This window comes from Geodermatophilus sp. SYSU D00700 (assembly GCF_054050255.1).
The window spans coordinates 165,861-186,286 of sequence record NZ_JBJGZA010000004.1; the positions used below are offsets into that span (position 1 = coordinate 165,861).

The 20,426-nt window shown below is 76.4% G+C and carries 18 protein-coding genes; 9 read left to right on the forward strand and 9 right to left on the reverse strand.

What is annotated here, in order from left to right; genetic code table 11:
• Window positions 1-22 precede the first annotated feature (22 nt).
• A complete protein-coding gene (locus tag ACI79V_RS05330) occupies window positions 23-1,414 on the forward strand; it encodes an FAD-dependent oxidoreductase (protein WP_456887391.1) in 1,392 nt (463 codons plus the stop codon).
• On the opposite strand, the gene ACI79V_RS05335 is transcribed toward ACI79V_RS05330, so the two are convergent.
• Entirely contained in the window at window positions 1,411-2,475 is a 1,065-nt protein-coding gene (locus tag ACI79V_RS05335; RefSeq protein WP_456887392.1) for an inositol monophosphatase family protein, read from the reverse strand. The genes ACI79V_RS05330 and ACI79V_RS05335 overlap by 4 nt on opposite strands.
• 68 nt (window positions 2,476-2,543) lie before the next feature.
• Between ACI79V_RS05335 and ACI79V_RS05340 the strand changes: the two genes are divergently transcribed.
• Window positions 2,544-3,476: a glycosyltransferase gene (locus ACI79V_RS05340; RefSeq protein ID WP_456887393.1), complete on the forward strand. Its 933-nt coding sequence runs from the start codon at window positions 2,544-2,546 to the stop codon at window positions 3,474-3,476.
• Here the strand turns inward: ACI79V_RS05340 and ppc are convergent.
• Window positions 3,473-6,280 (reverse strand): phosphoenolpyruvate carboxylase, encoded by a 2,808-nt coding sequence (ppc, locus tag ACI79V_RS05345; protein ID WP_456887394.1) that lies wholly within the window; start codon window positions 6,278-6,280, stop codon window positions 3,473-3,475. The genes ACI79V_RS05340 and ppc overlap by 4 nt on opposite strands.
• A 56-nt stretch (window positions 6,281-6,336) precedes the next feature.
• Between ppc and ACI79V_RS05350 the strand changes: the two genes are divergently transcribed.
• Window positions 6,337-7,236, forward strand: coding sequence for an SMP-30/gluconolactonase/LRE family protein (locus ACI79V_RS05350; protein ID WP_456887395.1), 900 nt, complete (start codon window positions 6,337-6,339; stop codon window positions 7,234-7,236).
• A gap of 8 nt (window positions 7,237-7,244) precedes the next feature.
• On the opposite strand, the gene ACI79V_RS05355 is transcribed toward ACI79V_RS05350, so the two are convergent.
• The 3 genes from ACI79V_RS05355 to ACI79V_RS05365 all read right to left on the reverse strand — a co-directional run bounded on the left by ACI79V_RS05355 (window position 7,245) and on the right by ACI79V_RS05365 (window position 10,322).
• Complete coding sequence (locus tag ACI79V_RS05355) at window positions 7,245-8,105, reverse strand: tetratricopeptide repeat protein (RefSeq protein WP_456887396.1); 861 nt, start codon at window positions 8,103-8,105, stop codon at window positions 7,245-7,247.
• A gap of 115 nt (window positions 8,106-8,220) precedes the next feature.
• Entirely contained in the window at window positions 8,221-9,399 is a 1,179-nt protein-coding gene (locus tag ACI79V_RS05360) for an ABC transporter permease (RefSeq protein ID WP_456887397.1), read from the reverse strand.
• Window positions 9,396-10,322: an ABC transporter ATP-binding protein gene (locus ACI79V_RS05365; RefSeq protein ID WP_456887398.1), complete on the reverse strand. Its 927-nt coding sequence runs from the start codon at window positions 10,320-10,322 to the stop codon at window positions 9,396-9,398. The genes ACI79V_RS05360 and ACI79V_RS05365 overlap by 4 nt, the downstream gene beginning before the upstream one ends.
• 138 nt (window positions 10,323-10,460) lie before the next feature.
• On the opposite strand from ACI79V_RS05365, the gene ACI79V_RS05370 reads away from it, so the two are divergent.
• Window positions 10,461-11,138 (forward strand): UdgX family uracil-DNA binding protein, encoded by a 678-nt coding sequence (locus tag ACI79V_RS05370; protein WP_456887399.1) that lies wholly within the window; start codon window positions 10,461-10,463, stop codon window positions 11,136-11,138.
• A gap of 116 nt (window positions 11,139-11,254) precedes the next feature.
• On the opposite strand, the gene ACI79V_RS05375 is transcribed toward ACI79V_RS05370, so the two are convergent.
• Both ACI79V_RS05375 and pdxH read right to left on the reverse strand, forming a co-directional pair.
• On the reverse strand, window positions 11,255-12,514 hold the full coding sequence (locus ACI79V_RS05375) for an MFS transporter (RefSeq protein ID WP_456887400.1): 1,260 nt from the start codon (window positions 12,512-12,514) through the stop codon (window positions 11,255-11,257).
• Entirely contained in the window at window positions 12,511-13,158 is a 648-nt protein-coding gene (gene pdxH / locus ACI79V_RS05380) for a pyridoxamine 5'-phosphate oxidase (protein WP_456874932.1), read from the reverse strand. Before pdxH ends, ACI79V_RS05375 begins: the two co-directional genes overlap by 4 nt.
• 158 nt (window positions 13,159-13,316) lie before the next feature.
• Here pdxH and ACI79V_RS05385 point away from each other — a divergent pair, with 158 nt between their 5' ends.
• Together ACI79V_RS05385 and serC are read left to right on the forward strand one after the other, a co-directional pair.
• Complete coding sequence (locus tag ACI79V_RS05385) at window positions 13,317-14,447, forward strand: citrate synthase 2 (RefSeq protein ID WP_456887401.1); 1,131 nt, start codon at window positions 13,317-13,319, stop codon at window positions 14,445-14,447.
• A 13-nt stretch (window positions 14,448-14,460) separates the two neighbouring features.
• Complete coding sequence (gene serC, locus ACI79V_RS05390) at window positions 14,461-15,576, forward strand: phosphoserine transaminase (protein ID WP_456887402.1); 1,116 nt, start codon at window positions 14,461-14,463, stop codon at window positions 15,574-15,576.
• A 3-nt stretch (window positions 15,577-15,579) separates the two neighbouring features.
• Here the strand turns inward: serC and ACI79V_RS05395 are convergent, their stop codons facing one another.
• Window positions 15,580-16,833, reverse strand: a complete 1,254-nt coding sequence (locus ACI79V_RS05395) for an osmoprotectant NAGGN system M42 family peptidase (RefSeq protein ID WP_456887403.1) — start codon at window positions 16,831-16,833, stop codon at window positions 15,580-15,582.
• 200 nt (window positions 16,834-17,033) lie between these two features.
• Here ACI79V_RS05395 and sepH point away from each other — a divergent pair, with 200 nt between their 5' ends.
• Window positions 17,034-17,915 carry a septation protein SepH gene (gene sepH, locus ACI79V_RS05400; RefSeq protein ID WP_456874928.1) on the forward strand — a complete coding sequence of 294 codons (882 nt, stop codon included), beginning with the start codon at window positions 17,034-17,036 and terminating at the stop codon, window positions 17,913-17,915.
• A 92-nt stretch (window positions 17,916-18,007) separates the two neighbouring features.
• Window positions 18,008-18,481 (forward strand): general stress protein, encoded by a 474-nt coding sequence (locus tag ACI79V_RS05405; RefSeq protein WP_456887404.1) that lies wholly within the window; start codon window positions 18,008-18,010, stop codon window positions 18,479-18,481.
• A gap of 90 nt (window positions 18,482-18,571) precedes the next feature.
• Here the strand turns inward: ACI79V_RS05405 and ACI79V_RS05410 are convergent, their stop codons facing one another.
• The gene (locus tag ACI79V_RS05410) at window positions 18,572-19,372 is read right to left on the reverse strand and encodes a TrmH family RNA methyltransferase (protein ID WP_456887405.1); all 801 of its coding nucleotides are present in this window, start codon (window positions 19,370-19,372) and stop codon (window positions 18,572-18,574) included.
• 50 nt (window positions 19,373-19,422) lie between these two features.
• On the opposite strand from ACI79V_RS05410, the gene ACI79V_RS05415 reads away from it, so the two are divergent.
• Window positions 19,423-20,379: an NAD(P)/FAD-dependent oxidoreductase gene (locus ACI79V_RS05415; protein ID WP_456887406.1), complete on the forward strand. Its 957-nt coding sequence runs from the start codon at window positions 19,423-19,425 to the stop codon at window positions 20,377-20,379.
• The last annotated feature ends 47 nt before the right edge of the window (window positions 20,380-20,426 follow it).

Here is a 20,426-nt window from a genome sequence, read left to right on the forward strand (position 1 = left end):
CCGCCGGGCCAGGATCCCAGTCGTGGCGGACGAGAGTGCTCCGGAAGTCGACCGGCCGCTGCGGGTGGCCGTGGTGGGCGCCGGCCCGGCCGGCATCTACACCGCGGAGGCCCTGACCCGCCGTGCGCCGGTCCCGGTGACCGTCGACCTGCTCGACCGGCTGCCCACCCCCTTCGGCCTGGTCCGGCACGGCATCGCGCCCGACCACCCGAAGATGCGCGCCATCCGCGACACCCTGCACCGGGCGCTCGACGACCCCGGCGTGCGCTTCGTCGGCAACGTCGAGGTGGGCACCGACATCACCCTCGACGACCTGCGCGCGCACGTCGACGCCGTCGTCTACACCTACGGCGCGGCGCTGGACCGCCCGCTGTCCATCGACGGCGAGGACCTGCCCGGCAGCCTCGCCGCCACCGACCTGGTCGCCTGGTACTGCGGCCACCCCGACGCCGACCGCGGGAAGGTCGAGGCGGCGCTCGCCGGGGTGCGCCGCGCCGTCGTCGTCGGCGTCGGCAACGTCGCCCTCGACGTCGCCCGGGTGCTCGCCCGCGCCCCGCAGGAGCTCGAGCCCACCGACATGCCCCAGCACGTGCTCGACACCCTCGCCGCGGCCCCGGTCGAGGAGGTCACCGTGCTCGGCCGCCGCGGCCCCGCGCACGCCAGCTTCACCACCATGGAGCTGCGCGAGCTCGACGGGCTGGACCGGGCCACGGTGCTGGTCGACCCCGCCGACCTCGAGCTCACCCCGGCGGCCGAGGAGCGGATCGCCGGCGACCGCAACGCCAGCCGCAACCTCGCCGTCCTGCGCGAGTGGGCCGCCCACCGCCCCGAGCCCGGCCGGGTCCGGCTGCGGTTGCGCTTCTACCGCCGCCCGGTGCGCCTGCTCGGCGCCGACCGGGTCACCGGCGTGGAGGTCGAGCGGACGACGGTCGACGACGACGGCCGCGCGGCCGGCACCGGCGAGTACGAGGTGCTGCCCGCCGACCTGGTGGTGCGCTCGGTCGGCTACCGCGGGGAGGGCCTGCCCGGGCTGCCGGTCGACCAGCGCACCGGCACCGTGCCCAACGAGGACGGCCGGGTGGTCCGCGGCGGCGCCCCCTCGACCGGCGAGTACGTGGCCGGCTGGATCAAGCGCGGCCCCACCGGCGTCGTCGGCACCAACAAGCACGACGCCCGCGAGACCGTCGCGTCCCTGCTGGCCGACGCCGAGGCCGGCGTCATCCGCCCCTCGGGCGACCGCGACGACCTGGTGCAGACGCTGCGGGCCCGCGGCGCCGAGCCGGTGCTGCTGGAGGACTGGCGGGCCATCGACGCCGCCGAGGTGGCGCTGGGCGCCACGCGGGGCCGGGCGCGCACCACCCTGCACGAGCGTGAGTCGCTGCTGTCGGCGGTGCGGGCCGCAGCCGGACGCTAGGCCCGCACCGCGGCGATCAGGGCCCGCGCGGCCGGGTCGGACGCCGCGGCGACGAAGCGGATCAGCGTCCCGGTGTCCGGCCGCAGCCGTAGCGGCGCGCCGTCGGCGGTCAGCGCCACCCCGCCGGCCCCGGCCAGCACGGCCAGGGCGCCGGCGACGTCGTGCACGTGCGTGCCGCTGCGGTCGAGGTCGTGCCACGCGCCGGCCGACCCGTCGGCGACCAGGCACAGGTCGACGGCGGTGCAGCCGGTGATCCGCACCCGCGCGGCGGTCGCCGGCACCCGCACCACCCGGCCCGACGGGGCGACGACGGTGCTGCCCTCCCGGACCCGCGCCGGGACCCCGTCCCGCCAGGCCCCCGCGCCCGCGGTCGCCCACCAGCGCCGTCCCGACGACAGGTCGACCACCAGCCCGGCCACCGCCTCCCCGCGGTGGACCAGCGCGGCGGAGAAGGCCCACGGCGGCAGGCCGGCGCGGAAGTTGCCGGTGCCGTCGAGCGGGTCGAGCACGATCCAGGGCTGGTCCTCGCGCACCGACGGGTCGACCCGCTCCTCCGACAGCACCGGCACGCCGAGCGGGGCCAGCACCCCGGCCGCGGCGGCGTGCGCGGCCTCGTCGGCGGCGATCGACCAGCTGCCGTCGTCCTTGCGCTGGTCGCGCCCGGTGTCGCGGGCGAGCGCCACCGCCATCTCCACCCGGGTGGCGGCGAGCGCGGCCGCGTGCGCGAAGCGCTCGGTCAACGGCGCGTCCTCCGGCGGGGCCGCGACCTCGAGCACCCGGCCGGTGCCGGCGTCGCGGACCGACGAGCACCCCCAGGCGGAGGCGACGGCGAGCAGCGCGGCCCGGCCGGTCACCGCGGTGGAGCGGTGCAGGACGACGGCCTCGGTGGTGCCCTCGTCGGTCCAGCGCCGGCGCAGGTGCGCCGCGGAGGAGTCGGCGACCAGCAGGCGGGCCCCCGGGTCGAGCAGCTCGGCGGCCAGCGCCGCGGGGCTCACGCCGAGCAGCGCCGCGGCGGCCCGCAGGTCGGCCCCCGAGGCCGCCGTCCGCATCGTGTCCGTCACGGTCCCCCCGCCGTCCGACCCCTGACCGGCACGGTAGGCCACCGGGGCCCGCCGGGTAGGGCGCCCCGGTGACCGTCTCCCCGCCCCGGCCGGCGCGCACCGGCATCGACGACGTCGACGTCGTCCTCCTCGTGCACCGCGAGCCGCCCGAGCTGCTCGCCCGCCACCACGCGGCGCTGGTGGCGGCCACCGGCCCGGGCTGGTGCGGCCGCGCGGTGCTCGTGGAGAACGACCCCGCGCCGGAGACCTCCGCCGCGGCGCGGCGGCACCTGCGCGCAGACCACCCCGGCGCCGACCGGCGGGTGCTCCGCTCGCCGCGCAACCTCGGCTTCGCCCGCGCCATGGACCTCGCGCTCGACGCCTGCCGCGGCCGCTACGTCGCCCTGCTGAACTCCGACGGCGAGCCGGAGCCGGGCATGCTGCACCGGCTCGCCGAGGTCCTCGACGCCGAGCCCCGCGCGGTCTGGGCGGCCCCCGCCGTCGAGGGCCCCGGCGAGGACGACGACCCGCCCGGCCCGCCGTTCGCCGCCGACGACCTCCCGGGCACCGCCCTGCTGGTCCGCCGGGCGGAGTTCCTCGCCGCCGGCGGGTTCGACCCGCTGTACTTCTTCTACAACGAGGACCGCGACGCCTCGCTGCGGCTGCGCGCCGCCGGGCACCTGCTGCTGCGCGTCCCCGGCACCCGCTTCCGGCACGGCAAGGACGGGCCGCGGGCCGGGCTGCTGCGCGAGTGGCACTACGCCCGCACGGCGCAGGTGCTGGTGCCCCTGCACGCCCGCCGCCCGGTCCGCGGGACGGCGGCCTTCCTCGCCCGGCGGCCCCGGGCGGTCGCCGAACACCTGCGCGAGGGCGACCCGGCCGGCGCCGCCGGCATCGCGCTGGCCCTCCTCGAGCTCCCCCGCGCACTGGTCCTCGCCGCCGCCCGGCGCCGCCGGCCGTGGGACGGCGACCGGCTGGCCGCCTGGCTCGACCGCCACCGCCTGCCGCTGACCGGGCTCTAGCCCGAGTTCCGCAGCGCCGTCGCGATCCCGTTGATCGTCAGCTGGATGTTGCGGCGCACCAGCTCGTCGTCGTCGCCGGTGCGGCGACGGCGCAGCATCTCCACCTGCAGGTGGTGCAGCGGCTCCAGGTAGGGGAAGCGGTTGCGGATCGAGCGCACCAGCGACGGGTTGTCGGCCAGCAGGTGGTCGTCGCCGGTGACGGCCAGCAGCACCCGGCAGGTGCGCTCGTGCTCGGCGGTGATCTGGTCGAACACCCGCGCCCGCAGCTCCTCGTCGGGCACCAGCCCGGCGTAGCGGGCGGCGAGGTCGAGGTCGGTCTTGGCCAGCACCATGCCCATGTTCGACAGGACCGTGCGCAGGAACGGCCAGCGCCGGTGCAGCTCCTGCAGCCGGGCCAGGCGCGCCGGGTCGCCGTCGATCCACGACTCCAGCGCGGTCCCGGTGCCGTACCAGCCGGGCAGCATGATCCGCGCCTGCGACCAGCTGAACACCCACGGGATGGCCCGCAGGTCGGCGATGCGGTCACCGGCCTTGCGCGAGGGCGGGCGGCTGCCGATGTTGAGCTCGGCCAGCTCGCGGATCGGCGTCGCGGCGCGGAACCAGTCCACGAAGCCGGGGGTCTCGTGCACCAGCGCCCGGTAGGCGGCCTGCGCGCGGGCGGCGAGGTCGTCGAGCAGCGCGTAGGCCTCCTCGGCGTCGTCGCCGAGGCCCTCGACGTCGAGCAGCGTGGCCTCCAGGGTGGCCGCGACCAGCGCCTCGAGGTTGCGCCGCGCGAGGTCGGGCTCCCCGTACTTGGCCGCGATGACCTCGCCCTGCTCGGTGATCCGCAGCGCGCCGGCCACCGCGCCGGGCGGCTGGGCGCGGATGGCCTCGTAGCTGGGCCCGCCGCCGCGGCCGACCGTGCCGCCGCGGCCGTGGAACAGCCGGATCCGCACGCCCTCCCGCCGCGCCACGTCCACCAGCGCGAGCTCGGCCCGGTACAGCGCCCAGTTCGCCGCGAGGTAGCCGCCGTCCTTGTTGCTGTCGGAGTAGCCGAGCATGACCTCCTGCGCGTCGCCGCGGGCGGCCACCAGCGCCCGGTACAGCGGCTGGGCGAGCACGGCGGTCATCGTCTCGCCGGCGCCCTGCAGGTCGGCGATCGTCTCGAACAGCGGCGAGATCCCGACCGGGCAGCTGGGCCCGTCCTCGCCGTCGGGGTCGAGCAGGCCGACCTCCTTGAGCAGGACGGCGACCTCGAGCACGTCGCTGACCGACTCGCACATGCTGATCACGTAGTTCGGGATCGCCCGCGGACCCAGCAGCGCCACCTGCTCGGCCGCGGCGACCAGCAGGTCGAGCTCTCCGCGGGCGAGCTCGGAGAGCTGGGCGTCCGGGCGCACCAGCGGCCGCCGCATCCGCAGCTCACCGGCGAGCAGCTCCACCCGCGCCGCCTCGTCGAGCGCGGCGTAGTCGGCGCACACCCCGGCCCAGGCCAGCAGCTCCGCGACGACCTCCTCGTGGACCGTGGAGTTCTGCCGCATGTCGAGCCCGGCGAGGTGGAACCCGAAGACCTCGACGGCGTCGCGCAGCCGCGCCAGCCGGTCGTCGGCCAGCGCCCCGGCGCCGTGGCTGCGCAGCGAGGCGTCGACGACGGCGAGGTCGGCGAGCAGCTCGTCCGGGTCGTCGTAGGGCGGCAGGTCGGCGACCGGCGGGACGCCCGGCACCCGCCCGAGGACCCGCCGCGCGGTGGCCGCCAGCCGGGCGTGGATGCCGTTGACCGCACGCCGGTAGGGCTCGTCGGCGCGGAACGGAGAGTCGTCGCGGGAGGCCTCGGCCAGGTGCGCCAGCTGCGGCGTTGGCGTCACCAGCCGGTCGGACATCGACAGCTCGCGGTAGAGCTCGACCAGCTCGGCGAGGTGGTGGGACAGCGCCGTCTCCGCGTGCCGGGTGCTGGCCCGGCGGACGGCGTCGGCGGTGACGAACGGGTTGCCGTCGCGGTCGCCGCCGATCCACGAGCCCGGCTGCAGCACCGGCCGGGTGGGGAGGCCGCTGCCGGGCCAGCGCGCGCCCAGCTCCCGGCGCAGGTCGGCGTTGATCTCGGGCACCACCCGGAACAGCGACAGGTCGTAGTAGCGCAGCGCCTCGTCGATCTCGTCGGTCAGCCGCAGCCGCGACAGCCGTAGCAGCGCCGTCTGCCAGAGCGTGAGCACCGAGCGCTCCAGCGCCCCGGACCAGGCGGCCTCGTCGACCTCGCCCGGCGCCATCCGGTCGCGCTGCCGGATCAGCTCGGTGACCTGGTGCTGCACCTGGGAGATCGTCTTGCGCCGCACCTCGGTGGGGTGGGCGGTGACCACCGGGACCACCAGCGCGCCGGCCAGCTCGCGCGCGACGACGTCGGGGTCGAGGCCGGCGCGGTCGAGCAGCGCGAAGGTGGCCGCCAGGCTGCCGGGCTGGGGCGGTGACCCGGCGCGGCGGTGGTGCCGGCGGCGGCGCTCGTGGTGCAGGTCCTCGGCGAGGTTGGCCAGCAGCGAGAAGTGGCTGAACGCGCGGATGACGTGGTTGGCGGCCCGCACGTCGAGGTCGCCCAGGCGGTGCGCGAGGCCGGCGCGGTCGGCCTCCGAGCGGCGCACCGCGAACGCCTGCAGCCGGGTGGACTCGACCAGGTCGAGCACGTCGTCGCCGGACTGCTCGCGGATGACCTCGCCGAGCACCCGGCCCAGCAACCGGATGTCCTCGCGCAGCGGGGCGTCGTCGGCCCGGCCGTTCCCCTCGGGGACGCGCCCGGGCAGGCGGAGGTCGGCGACGTCGACGGTGGCTTCCGACATGGCCGCAGTATCGACCGTCCGTGTGACGGGCAGGTGTCGCGGGCACCCCGGCGACCGTGCTGACGCTGCGCGCCACCCCCGCCTCCCCCGCGCCCGCCGACCATGGCGAGGGCCCCACCTGGGACGACGCCCGTGGCGAGCTGCTGTGGGTCGACATCTCGGCCGGCACGGTGCACCGCGGCGTCGTCGACGGCGACGACGTGCGCGCCACCGGCTCGCTGCACGCCGGAGACACCGTGGGCGTCGCCGTCCCCGCCGCGTCCGGGGGCTGGCTGGCCGGCGCCGGTGGCGGGTTCACCCACCTGACCGAGGACGGCACCGCGCGGGTGCTGGTGGACCTGGCCGGCGAGGGCGGCGGCGAGGCCGACGGCGGGACGCGCATGAACGACGGCAAGTGCGACCGTGCCGGGCGCTTCTACGCCGGCACGATGGCCTTCGACCACCGGCCCGGCGCCGGCACGCTCTACCGGCTCGACACCGACGGCACCGTCACCACCGTGCGCGACGGGCTGACCGTCTCCAACGGCCTGGGCTGGTCGCCCGACGGCCGCACGGTCTACCTCGCCGACTCCGGCCCCGGCCTGGTGCACGCCTTCGCCTACGACCCCGGCACCGGCGCGTTCGGCGAGGGCCGGGTGCTGCTGGAGACCGGCGGTCCCGACGGCGTCGCCGACGGGCTGACCGTCGACGACGAGGGCTGCCTGTGGACGGCGATGTGGGGCGGCGGGCAGGTGCGCCGCTGGTCCCCCGAAGGCGACCTGCTCGCCGTCGTGGAGGTGGGGGTGGCCCACACGTCGAGCTGCGCGTTCGCCGGGGACCTGCTGGTGGTGAGCACCGCGCGGGGCGAGGAGGACGAGCCCGACGCCGGCCGGCTGTTCACCGTCCGGCCGGGGGTCTCCGGCCCGCCCGCGCAGCCCTACCGCGGCCCGCTGGCGGGCCTCCGCCAGGTGGCGTAGACCCGGGGTCAGCTGTCCTGGAGCAGCGCCAGCGCGGCGGCGGCCAGCTGGTCGCCGGCGTCGGCGCCGCGCCGGAACTCCTCGGCGGCGCCGGCGAGGTCGCCGCGGTCGGCCAGCAGCACGCCCAGGTTGTGGTGACAGTAGGCGTCACCGGCCTGGATGCCGGCGCGGTAGGCCTCCTCGGCCGCCTCGTCGTCGGCGAGCTCCTCGCGGTAGAGGTTGCCCAGAGGCAGCCAGGCCACCTGCTCGCCGAGCTTGGCCCCGCGCTCGAGCACCGAGCGGGCCTCGGCGGCGCGGCCGGTCTGCAGCAGCAGCGCGGCGAGGTCGGCCCGGGCCGCGGCGAAGTGGGCGGCACCGGCGCGCAGCCGGTCCTCCAGCGCCGGGTCGAGGGTGGCGCACCACTGCCAGCAGGCCGCGACGGCGTCGGCCTCCTCGTCGCCGGCCTCGGCCAGCTCCCGGGCCACCGCCAGAGCCTCCTCCCGCTCGCCCTGCTCGCGCAGGAGGAACGCCAGCTGCAGGCCGCCCTCGGTGTCGCCGGCCTCGGCGGCGCCCCGGTAGGCGGCCATGGCGCCGGCGAGGTCGCCGAGCTGCTCGAGCACCAGGCCGAGGTTGCGCCAGGCGTCGTCCTCGCCGCCGGACAGCGCCACCTGGTAGGCCTCCGCGGCCTCGGTCCAGCGCTCCTGCGCGGCGAGGCTGTTGCCCAGGTCGTAGTAGCCGGTGACGTCGCCGAGGGCCGCCGCGCGGCGGAAGCACCACTCGGCGTCGGTCTGCCGGCCGGCCTCGGCGAGGTCGCAGCCCAGCTCGATGAGCTCGTCGGCGTCCTCGGAGGCCTGCAGCCGCCAGAGGCGCGCGTCCAGGTCCTCCGTCATGACGCCGATGATGTCGGCCCTGACCTGGGCGCACGCCCTCCCTGGGGGTGAGGTCACCCCAACGTGTCCGGCGCTCGTCCCCGCGGGTGTCCCCCGCCCGCGACGGGCCCGCGGCTCACGCCCCGCCGGCCCGCAGGGCCTCCTTCAGCTTGGTCTTCCCGCTGGTCCGCAGCAGGGCGCCGGAGTAGACCCGCCCACCCAGCCGGACCACCAGCGCGATGGCCACGAGCATGAGCGCGACGGCGAGACCGACCTCCCACAGCGCCACGTCCCCGGCGGCCTGCCGCACCGGCATGACCATCGGCGAGAGGCCCGGCACGTAGGAGGTCACCACGGCCAGCGTGCCGGCCGGGTCGCCGGCGGCCTGGACGGCGATGAAGAAGCCGACGATGAGCACCAGCGACGCCGGGGTGAGCACGCTGCCGAGGTCCTCCTGCCGGCTGACCAGCGAGGCGGCGACGGCGAACAGCGAGGCGTAGAGCGCGTAGCCGAGAACGAACCAGAACAGCAGCCACAGCACCGTGCCGACCAGCTCCCCGGGCAGGTCCACGACGTCGAAGGCCAGCGCGCCGGTGACGCCGACGACCGCGATGACCGCGATCTGCCCGAGGCCCAGCACGCCGAGGCCGAGGATCTTCCCGGCCAGCAGCTGCCACGGCCGCATCGTGGACAGCAGCAGCTCGACCACCCGGCTGGCCTTCTCCTCCACCACGCCCTGCGCGACGAACTGGCCGAAGAGGATCAGCAGGCTGTAGAGCACCACCACGCCGATGATCGCGACGACGGTGCGCTGGCCGTCCCCCTCGGCGTCGTCGAGGGCGGTCACCGTGACCTGCGGCAGGTCGGCGGGGTCGACCCCGGCCTCGGCCAGCACGGCGCCCAGCGCCACGCTCGACACCGCACCGGACACCACCGCCTCGAGCGTCGGGTCGGGCTCGCGCACCACCAGCTCGGTGCCGGCGCCGGCGCCGCCGAGCACGGCCGCGTCGACGGTCTCGTCCTCGACGGCGGCGCGGGCGGCGGCGTCGTCGCCGAAGGGCTCGACGGCGACGTCGACGTCGAGCGCGGTCGCCTGCGCCTCGATGGCGGCAGCGACCTGCCCGTCGTCGCCGGCGACGCCGATCCGGGCCGTGTCCTCCCCGGAGTTGACGACCACCTGGAACACCAGGATGCCGACGATGAGCAGGACCATCACCGCCGAGCTGACGATGAAGGTCTTGTCTCGCAGCCGGGTGGAGACCTCGCGGGCCGCGACCAGCCGGACCAGCCGGCCGCTGGACAGCGGCGCGCTCACGCGGCCACCTCCTCGCGGGCCCGCTGCTGCGCCGGGTCGGCGACGGCCTCGCGGAACAGCTCGACCAGGGTGGCCTGGCGCCAGGCGAAGTGGCCGACCCGGCCGGTGCGCAGCGCGGCGGCGAGCACGGCCTGGTCGTCGGCGCCGTCGGCGAGCTCGAGGAGCGTGTCTCCGGCCTGCTCGGAGACGACGCGGACGCCGGGGAGCGCGGCGGCCCAGCCCGGCGCGGCGTCGGGGACGACGACCCGCAGCACCCGGCCGGCCTCCCGCCGGCGCAGCTCCTCGACGGTGCCGGTGGCGACCATGCGGCCGCGGGCGAGGATGCCGACCGAGTCGCACAGCCGCTCGACCAGGTCGAGCTGGTGGCTGGAGAAGACGACCGGCACGCCGGCGCGGCACTGCTCGAGCAGCGCGTCGGCCAGCGCGTCGACGCCGACCGGGTCCAGCCCGCTGAACGGCTCGTCGAGGATGAGCACCTCGGGCCGGCTGACCAGCGCGGCGGCCAGCTGCACGCGCTGCTGGTTGCCCAGCGACAGCTCCTCGACCCGGGACCGGCGACGCTCGCCCAGCCCCAGCCGGCCGGCCCACTCCTCGGCGGCGCGGGCGGCCGCGGCGGCGTCGAGCCCGTGCAGCCGGGCGAAGTAGGTCAGCTGCTCGCCGACGCGCATCTTCGGGTAGAGGCCGCGCTCCTCGGGCATGTACCCGACGCGGCGACGCGTCTCCTCGTCCAGTGGCCGCCCGCGCCAGCGGACCTCTCCGGCGTCGGCCCGGGCCAGACCCATCGCGATCCGCATGGTCGTCGTCTTCCCGGCCCCGTTGGACCCGCAGAAGCCGAACATCGAGCCGGGGGCGACGGTGAAGCCGACGCCCTCCAGCACGTGGTTGTCCCCGTAGCTCTTGTGGAGCCCGTCGAACTCGAGCACCGCTCCTCATCCCGTCGTCAGCCCCGTGCGCCGCCGACGCTATCGGGGCCCGCGCCGCCGCCGACAGGTTCCGGCCCGGGACGGGATCGGAACGTGATCCACCTCGCGCGCCCGCCGGACCTGCGGTGTCATCGGTCCATGAGCCAGGAGAACCACCCCGCACACCCACCGTCGGGTGTCGGGCTCGAGGGGTTGCGCGCCGCGGCGGCCGGCTGCCGCGCCTGCGAGCTGTGGGAGCCGGCCACCCAGACGGTGTTCGGCGAGGGCCCGGAGACGGCGCGGATCGTGTTCGTCGGCGAGCAGCCCGGTGACCAGGAGGACCGCAAGGGCGAGCCGTTCGTCGGCCCGGCCGGCCGGCTGCTCGACCGGGCGCTGACCGAGGCCGGCATCGAGCGCCGGGACGCCTACGTCACCAACGCGGTCAAGCACTTCCGGTTCACCCCGACGGCCAAGCGGCGGATCCACCAGTCGCCCGGCGCCGAGCACATCCGCGCCTGCCGCCCGTGGCTGGAGGCCGAGTTCGAGGTGCTCAAGCCCGAGGTCGTCGTCTGCCTGGGCGCGACCGCGGCCAAGGCGCTGATCTCGCCGTCGTTCCGGATCACCAAGGAGCGCGGCAAGCTCATGCCCTGGACGCCGCCGGGCGTCGCGCGGGCCGAGGACGGCGTCGACGAGCCCGACGAGGACGCGCCGCACCAGACCTGGATGCTGGCCACCGCGCACCCCTCGGCGGTGCTGCGGGTGCCCGAGGAGGACCGGCCGAAGGCCTACGACGCGCTCGTGGCCGACCTGCGCGTGGTGGCCGGGGCGCTCGCGTAGCCGTGCCCCACCGCCGGGCCTGCCGCCGGTCGAGTGGGCAGTCGTGGTCGGAGACGCGCGACGACTCACCGGGTGTGGCGACCGCCAGTGCTCACTCGCCCCGGGCAAGCCGACGGCTACGGGACCGCGCGCGAGGCGCGGAAGTGCAGGAACGAGGGCACCAGCAGCGCCACGACCGCCATCGCCACCACCACGACGACGCCGCCGGACACCATCGCCGCGCTGACACCCGCCGCGCTGGCCACCGCCCCGGCGCGCAGGTCGCCCAGCCGCGGGCCGCCCGCGACCACCACGAGGAAGACGCCCTGCATGCGCCCGCGCATCTCGTCGGGCGCGGCCGTCTGCAGCATCGACGAGCGCAGCACGGCGCTGACCATGTCGCCGGCGCCGGCGACCGCGAGGAACAGCACGGCCAGCCACAGCGTGGGCGCGAGCCCGAACCCGATGATCGCGATGCCCCACACGACGATGGCGGCCAGCACGACGGCGCCCTGCCGGTCGACCCGCGAGACCCAGCCCGAGGTCAGCCCCATGAGCAGCGCGCCGATGGAGACGCCGGCGAACAGCCAGCCCAGGCTGTTGGGCGACCCCTCGAACCGCGTCTGCGACAGCTCCGGGAACACCGCCTGCGGCCAGGCGAAGAGCATCGCGACGACGTCGACGACGAAGGTCATCAGCAGCACCGGCTGGGTGCGCAGGAAGGTGAACCCCTCCCCCACCCCGCGGACGGCGGCGCCCAGCCGCAGCGGCCCGGTCCGCCCGCCCGGCGGCAGCGCCGGCAGGCCGCGCAGCAGCAGGACGGCGACCAGGAACCCGAGCGCGTCGACGGCGTAGGCGAGGAACAGGTCCCCGACGCCGATGAGCACGCCGGCCAGCAGCGGCCCGGCGATGACCCCGACCTGCCGCACGGTCATCGCCAGCGCGTTGGCCGCCGGCACCTGCCCGGGGCCGACCAGCGCGGGGATGACCGCGCTGCGGGTGGGCTGGTTGACGGCGCTGAAGCCCGAGACCGCGGCCACCAGCACCCACAGCAGGACGAGGTTCCCGCCGCCGGGCAGCAGCGCCTGCACCGCCAGCAGTGCGCTGGTCACCGCCGACCCGGCACCGGTGACCAGGAGGAGCCGGCGGCGGTCCATCGCGTCGGCGATCGCGCCCCCGAGCAGCCCGAACACGACCAGCGGCACGAGCGCGACGACCGAGGTGACGCCCACCAGCAGCGAGGAGCCGGTGAGGTCGTAGACCTGGAAGGGGACGGCGACCAGCGTCATCTGCTGGCCGAGCATGGTGGCCGCGACGCCCCAGAACAGCCGCCGGTAGCCGGGGTCGCGCAGCGGCGAGGTGTCGATCGCCCAGGAGCGCCGGGGTGGTGCCGTCACGGGGCCAGCCGCTGGAGCACCCAGCCGCCGCCCTCCTCGTCGTCGCGGACGAAGCGCAGCCGGTCGTGCAGCCGGCCTGCGCCGCCCTGCCAGAACTCCACCCGCTCGGGCACCACCCGGTAGCCGCCCCACACCGGCGGCCGCGGCACCTTCTCCGTCGTCGTCCCCTCGTCGAGCAGCCGCACCCGCGCCTCGAGCTCCTCCCGGGAGTCGACGACGGTGGACTGCACCGAGGCGACGGCGGACAGCTGGGCCTCGCGCGGGCGGGGGTCCCACAGGTCGTCGGAGGCGGTGTCGCCGATCCGCTCGACCCGGCCGGTCACCCGGACCTGCCGCTGCAGCGCGTGCCACGGGAAGACCAGCGCCGCGCGCGGGTTGGCCGCCAGCTGCGCGCCCTTGGCCGAGGCGTAGCTGGTGCCGAAGACGAACCCGGCCTCGTCGTAGCCCTTGAGCAGCACGATGCGGGCGTCCGGGGCGCCGTCGGCGTCGGCGGTGGCCACCACGACCGCGTTGGGCTCGGGGACCCCGGCGGCGACGACGTCGCGGAACCAGCGGTCGAACTGCTCGACCCAGGTGGGTGCGAGGTCCTCCTCGCGCAGTCCGGGGCGGTCGTAGTCCCTGCGCATGCGGGAGAGGTCGGCCACCCCGCCATGCTGACACCGCGCCCGGGAGCCGGTGCCCGGCGCCTCCGCTGGGCGGCAGCCCCCCGTGGAGCGCAGCCGCAGGCGGGGCCTAGGGTCGCGGTGCAGTCGTGCGGCATGGCCTGTGCGCGCACGCGGTCCGCACCAGGGAGGCACGCGAGATGGCCGACGACTTCGTACCCGGCCTGGAGGGCGTCATCGCCTTCGAGACCACGATCGCCGAGCCCGACAAGGACGGCGGGTCCCTGCGCTACCGCGGGGTCGACATCGAGGACCTGGTCGGCAAGATCACCTTCGGCAACGTGTGGGCGCTGCTGGTCGACGGCAAGTTCGGCCCGGGGCTGCCCCCGGCCGAGCCGTTCCCGATCCCGGTGCACAGCGGCGACGTGCGCGTCGACGTGCAGGCCGCGCTGGCGATGCTGGCACCGTTCTGGGGCTACCGCCCGCTGCTGGACATCAGCGACGAGGAGGCCCGCGACCAGCTCGCCCGGGCCGCGGTCATGGCACTGTCCTACGTCGCCCAGTCCGCGCGCGGCATCGGCGTCCCGGCCGTGCCGCAGAGCCGGATCGACGAGGCCTCGACCATCGTCGAGCGGTTCATGGTCCGCTGGCGCGGCGAGCCCGACCCCCGCCACGTCGCCGCCGTCGACGCCTACTGGACCTCGGCCGCCGAGCACGGCATGAACGCCTCCACGTTCACCGCCCGTGTCATCGCCTCCACCGGCGCCGACGTCGCCGCGGCGATGTCCGGCGCGATCGGCGCCATGTCCGGCCCGCTGCACGGCGGTGCCCCCTCCCGGGTGCTGCACATGCTCGACGGCGTCGAGCAGGCCGGCGACGCGGAGAAGTACGTGAAGGACCTGCTCGACCGCAAGGAGCGGCTGATGGGCTTCGGGCACCGGGTGTACCGGGCCGAGGACCCCCGCGCCCGCACGCTGCGCAAGGCCGCCAGGGAGCTCGCCGCCCCGCGCTTCGAGGCCGCGCTGGCGCTGGAGAACGCCGCGCTCAAGGAGCTGCGCGAGCGCCGTCCCGACCGGCCGATCGAGACCAACGTCGAGTTCTGGGCGGCGATCGTCCTCGACTTCGCCGAGGTCCCGAGCCACATGTTCACGTCGATGTTCACCTGTGCCCGCACCGCCGGCTGGTGCGCGCACATCCTCGAGCAGAAGCAGACCGGCCGCCTCGTGCGCCCGTCGGCCCGCTACGTCGGCCCCCCGGCGCGCCGGCCCGAGGAGGTCGACGGCTTCGACACCATCCAGGTCAAGTCCGTCAGCCAGGCCACCCCGGCCTAGTCGGAGGGCGCCCGTGAGCATCCAGGTCCCCGCCGACCTCCTCCCCGCCGACGGCCGGTTCGGCTGCGGCCCGTCGAAGGTCCGCCCGGAGGCGCTGCGGGCGCTCGCCTCCGACGGCGCCGGGATCATGGGCACCTCGCACCGCCAGGCGCCGGTCCGGGGTCTGGTCCGGCAGGTGCGCGAGGGGCTGGCCGAGCTGTTCGGCCTGCCCGACGGCTACGAGGTGGTGCTCGGCAACGGCGGCAGCACCGCGTTCTGGGACGTCGCGACGTTCGGCCTCATCCGGGAGCGCAGCGCGCACGGCAGCTACGGCGAGTTCTCCGCCAAGTTCGCCGCCGGGGTGGCCGGGGCGCCGTTCCTCGCCGAGCCGGTCGTCGTGACGGCCGCGCCGGGCTCGCTCGCCCTGCCCGAGGCGCAGCCCGGCGTCGACGCCTACGCCTGGGCGCACAACGAGACCTCGACCGGGGTGATGGCGCCGGTGGTGCGCCCGGCCGGGGCCGACGACGACGCGCTGGTGCTCGTCGACGCGACCAGCGGCGCCGGCGGCCTGCCGGTCGACGTCTCGCAGGCCGACGTCTACTACTTCGCCCCGCAGAAGTCCTTCGCCTCCGACGGCGGGCTCTGGATCGCGCTGATGAGCCCGGCCGCCCTGCAGCGGGTCGGCGAGGTCGAGGCGTCGGGCCGGTGGATCCCCGGGTTCCTCGACCTGTCGACGGCCGTCGAGAACTCCGTCAAGGACCAGACCTACAACACCCCCGCCGTCGCCACGCTGTTCCTGCTGGCCGACCAGGTGCGCTGGATGCTCGGCCTCGGCGGGCTCCGCGGCGCCGTCGCGCGCAGCCAGGAGTCCTCGGGCCGGCTCTACGGCTGGGCGGAGAAGTCGCCGTACGCGACGCCGTTCGTGACCGAGCCCGACCAGCGCAGCCTGGTCGTGGGCACGATCGACTTCGACGAGTCGGTCGACGCCGCGGCCCTGGCCTCGACGCTGCGGGCCAACGGCGTCGTCGACGTCGAGCCCTACCGCAAGCTCGGCCGCAACCAGCTGCGGGTGGGCATGTTCCCCGCCGTCGACCCCGACGACGTCAGCGCGCTGACCGCCTGCATCGACTACGTGGTCGAGCGGCTCTAGGCCTCAGCGGGCCTGCTCGCCGTCGGCGGGCTGGACGGCGGTGCTCGGGAAGTCGCGCAGGTCGCCGGTGGGCGTGCGGTCCCAGCTGCGGAACGTGAGGTCGGTCTGCAGGTACAGCGCGACCAGCTCGGCGGTGGCGCGGATGCCGTCGAGGTGGGTGCGCTCGTTGCCGTGGCTGCCGTCGATGCCGAAGCCGATCAGCGCCGCGCGGGTGTTGGCCCCGGCCTCCAGCGCGGAGGCGGCGTCTGAGCGGTAGTACTTGTAGACGTCGCGGCGGTGCGGCACGTCGTGCACCCGGCACAGGTCGATCAGGTGGCGGGTCAGGTGGTAGTCGAACGGCCCGGTCGAGTCCTGCATCGCGACGTTGACGCAGTGCTCGGACGAGGACTGCCCCGGCGCGACCACCGAGGTGTCGATGGACACCAGCTCGGCCACGTCGGCGTCCAGGCCGTGGCTGGCGCCCAGGCCCACCTCCTCGGCGATGGTGACCAGCAGGTGCGCGGTGACCGGGACCTCGATGCCGTGGTCGAGGATCGCCTTGAACGCACCGAGCGCGGCCGCGATGCCGGCCTTGTCGTCGAGGTGACGGGAGTTGACGAACCCGCTGGAGGTGATCACCGGCTGGGCGTCGATGGCGACGAAGTCACCGACCTGGATGCCCCGGCGCTCGAGGTCGGCCCGGCTGTGCACCACCTCGTCGACGCGGACCTCCACGTGGTCCCAGCCCACGCCCTGCTCGTCGACCTCGTCGCCGAAGCGGTGCCCGCTGGCCTTGATCGGCAGGATCGTGCCGGTGTGCCAGTAGTCGCCGGAGACGTCGTCGCTGAAGATCGTCACCCGCGCGCCCTCGGCGAAGCGGGCGCTGTGCGTGCCCACCGGCACGATCGCCAGCCGGCCGTTGTCCTTGAGCCCGCTGACCATGCAGCCGATCGTGTCGGCGTGCACGACCACGGTCCGGTCGGCGCCGGGCGAGCGGCTGGGCAGCTCGGCGATCAGCGCGCCGCGGCGGGTGACCTCGAAGTCCAGGCCGAGGTCGCGCAACTCACCGCCGATCAGCTGCATCGCGTGGTCGGTGCGCCCCGACGGGCTGGGGATGGTGAGCAGCTCCACCATCACGCGCTGGACGTAGTCCATGTCGATGGGCAGGCGCTTCTGGCCGGCGTCGACGGGCGAGGGCAGGAAGCGCTCGTTGGGCTCGGCGTCGTCACGTGTCTCGTCACGGACGAGGCCGGCGTCGTCCCGGGGACCGGTCAGCATGGAGCCCGAGTCTAGGGGCGGGCCGGATCCGGGCACGGCGGAGCGGGCCGCTCCGGGGCGGTGCCGCCCGCGCCCGCGGAGGTGATCTCGGTCCGCCACGCCGGGCGTCCTTCCGGCGCGCGGGCGCGTCCGCGGATAGCCTCGCCCGTGGCTCCGGTGCACCCCGGGCCCCCGCCACCGCCGCCCGAGGGAGGTCTCCCGTGCGCACGCTGCGCCTCGTGGGGCTGTCCGAGGACGGCCGGAGCCTGGTGCTCACCGTCGACGGCGGCGACGGCAGCGACGACGGCGAGCGCTTCGAGCTGCCGATCGACGACCGGCTGCGCGCCGCGGCCCGCGGGGACACCCGGCGGCTGGGCCAGATCGAGTCCGACGGCGGGCTCTCCCCCCGGGTGATCCAGGCCCGCATCCGCGCCGGGGAGACCCCCGAGCAGGTCGCGGCCGCCTCGGGCACCCGGGTCGAGCGGATCATGCGCTTCGCCCACACGGTGCTGCAGGAGCGCTCCCGCCTGGCCGAGCAGGCCCGCGAGGCCCGCGTGCGGCTGTCGGAGGGCGTGCCGGGCGCGCCGCTGCAGCAGTTCATGGCCGAGCGGCTGCGGCTGCTGGGCGCCGACCTCGACGCCGTCCGCTGGGACGCCGCCCGCTCCGAGGACGGCACGTGGGTGGTCACCGCCGCCTGGCGCGCCGGCACCAAGGAGGGCACCACGAACTGGGTCTACGACGTCCCGGCCCGCACGGTCGCCCCGCTCGACGCGGCCACCCGCGACTTCGCCGAGGGGACCCGCCTGGTCCGCGTCGTGCCCGGGGTGCCCGCCGAGCGCCCGGTCCTGCCGGTGCACCGCGCCGCCGCCGTGCCCGAGCGGCCGGTCCCCGAGCGGCCCGTGCCGCCGGCCGACGAGCCGCGTCCCGCCCCGGCCGAGCGCCGCACCGACCCCGCGGCCACCGACGCCGCCGACGACGAGGACGTCTCGGAGCACGACACGGTCGTGCTGCGCACCGGCGAGACCGACGGCGAGGACGAGGACCCGCGGGCCCGCGTGCCGGCCTGGGAGGACATCGTGTTCGGGGTCCGCCGCAACCGCTGAGCAGTACGCTCGCCGCACCGGACCGACGTGTCCGTCCGGGGGCTCGCGGGTACGTCGTCCACAACCGAACGAGTGCGGGAGTGGAGCCACACATGTCGATGTCCGTGTCGATGCCCCTGGGCGGTGTCCAGGTCGGGTCCTACGACACCTACCAGCAGGCCCAGGCCGCGGTCGACCACCTGTCCGACGAGAAGTTCCCGGTGCAGAACGTCACGATCATCGGCTCGGACCTGCGGATGGTGGAGCGGGTCACCGGCCGGCTGACCTGGGGCCGCGCGATCGGCGCGGGTGCCGCCGGCGGCGCCTGGTGGGGCCTGTTCGTGGGCCTGCTGCTCGGCATCTTCGCGCCCACCGGCACGAGCTGGATCACCTCCGTGCTCACCGGCCTCCTGATCGGCATCCTGTTCGGCGCGCTGTTCGGGGCGGTGGGCTACGCGGCCACCGGCGGCCGTCGGGACTTCACCAGCACCTCGCAGATCACCGCCAGCCGCTACGACGTGATGTGCGACCCCTCGCGGGCCGAGGAGGCGCGGGTGATCCTGGCCCGCTGGTCGCTGCGGCAGTAGTCGAAGGACCCCCTCGCCCCCACCGCTCGCACGCTCGCCGCGGGCCCCTGCGAGGGGGCCGGACCACCAGCGGACCCGGAGGGGCCCAGCTCACCTCAGCGTCGCGAAGGCCACGGCGGCCGCTGCCGCGACACCGAGGGAGTCGACGCCGGCCCGCATCGGGATGCGGGCCCGCACCCGCGCCGCGGCCTGCGCCTCCGGCGTGAGGCCCGGGCCCTCGGCGCCCAGCAGCACGGCGGTGCGCGGGTGCGCCCGCGGGTCGACGTCGGCGAGGTCGACCGCGTCGGGGGCCGGGGTGAGCGCCACGGTGAGGTAGCCGGCCTCGTGCAGCCGGGCCAGCCCGGCCGGCCAGTCGGGCAGCACGGCGAACGGCAGCGCCAGCACGTGGCCCATCGAGACCCGCACCGCCCGGCGGTAGAGCGGGTCGGCGCAGCGCGGGTCCAGCAGCAGCCCGTCGACGCCGAGGGCCACCGCCGAGCGGGCGATCGAGCCGAGGTTCTCCGCGTCGTTGAGCGCCTCGAGCACCGCCAGCCGGCGCGGCGCGGCCGGGTCCGGGCCGGCCAGCAGCTCCCCGACGTCGGCCGGCGGGCGGCGGTCGGCGGAGGCGAGCACGCCGCGGGTGAGGCGGAACCCGATCAGGTCCGACAGCAGCCACTTGTCCATCTCGTAGGCCGGCACGCCCTCGGGCAGGTCCAGCGCGGCCAGCCGCCCGGGGACGCCGAGCACCGCCCGCACCCGGTACGGGGAGGCCAGCAGCCGCTGCACGGCGGGGACGCCCTCGACGACCACCGGCCCGGTCCCCCGCTCGCGACCGGCCGGCCGGTCGCCGGCGTGCAGGTCGCGGAAGTCGGCGACCCGCGGGTCGGCGGGGTCGGTGATCGGCTCGGGCACGACCCGATCCTCCCCGAGCGGCGGAGCCGCGCTGCCCGCAGGATCCAGTGGTGTCCAACGGGATCGTCGTCGTCGGGGCCGGCATCGCCGGCGTGGCCTGCGCCCGCGCGCTCGGGGAGGCGGGCGTGCCGGTGCGCGTCCTCGACCGCGGGCGCCGCCCCGGCGGGCGGATGGCCTCCCGCACGCTGTCCGGACGGGTCGCCGACACCGGCGCCAGCTACCTGACCGCCGCGGAGGGCTCGCCGTTCGCCGCCGTCGTCGCCGGCTGGGTCGAGCGCGGCCTGGCCCGGCCGTGGACCGACACGTTCGCCGTCGCCGGGCCCGACGGGATCCGCGACAGCCGCAGCGGGCCGGTGCGGTACGCCGCGCCGGGCGGCCTGCGCTCGCTGGTCGCCGACCTCGCCGCGGGGCTCGACGTCACGCAGGAGCACACGGTGCAGCGGGTGGAGTCGGGCCCGCGCGTCGACGGCGCGGACGCGTCCGCCGTCGTCCTGGCCCTGCCCGACCCGCAGGCCCGCCGGCTGCTCCCGGAGGACCTCGCCGGCCGGCTGCTGGGCGGGGAGGACGCGCACGCCTGGCAGCCTGCCCTCGCCGTCGTCCTGGGCTTCGACCGGCGGCGCTGGCCGGCCGACCTGCACGGCGCGTTCGTGCACGACGACCCGGTGGTCGAGTGGATCGCCGACGACGGCGACCGGCGCGGCGACGGCGCGCCGGTCCTCGTCGCCCACACCACGCCCGGCACCGCCGCCGCGCACCTCGACGACCCCGACCGGTCGGTCCCCGAGGTGACCACCGCGGTGCGCCGCGCGCTGGGCGTCGACGCCGCACCCGCGTGGAGCCACGTGCACCGGTGGACCTCCGCCCGGCCGGCGGCGCCGCGCGGGGAGCCCTTCGGCCTGGTCGACGGCGTCGGCGCGTGCGGGGACGGGTGGCGGGCGCCGTCGAAGGTGGAGAGCGCCTGGACCTCCGGGCACCTGCTGGGGAGCGCCCTGGCCGCCGCCCCCTGACGGATCCACGCCGTCCCGGGCGTTTGCGGGCGCCCGATCGGGTGAAC

Bases quoted from the DNA above. Each gene is read 5' to 3' on its own strand.
- ppc (WP_456887394.1), bottom strand. From the start codon at position 6,280: ATGTCGGAAGCCACCGTCGACGTCGCCGACCTCCGCCTGCCCGGGCGC.
- ACI79V_RS05355 (WP_456887396.1), bottom strand. From the start codon at position 8,105: ATGACGGAGGACCTGGACGCGCGCCTCTGGCGGCTGCAGGCCTCCGAG.
- ACI79V_RS05370 (WP_456887399.1), top strand. From the start codon at position 10,461: ATGAGCCAGGAGAACCACCCCGCACACCCACCGTCGGGTGTCGGGCTC.
- ACI79V_RS05385 (WP_456887401.1), top strand. From the start codon at position 13,317: ATGGCCGACGACTTCGTACCCGGCCTGGAGGGCGTCATCGCCTTCGAG.
- ACI79V_RS05395 (WP_456887403.1), bottom strand. From the start codon at position 16,833: ATGCTGACCGGTCCCCGGGACGACGCCGGCCTCGTCCGTGACGAGACA.
- ACI79V_RS05405 (WP_456887404.1), top strand. From the start codon at position 18,008: ATGTCGATGTCCGTGTCGATGCCCCTGGGCGGTGTCCAGGTCGGGTCC.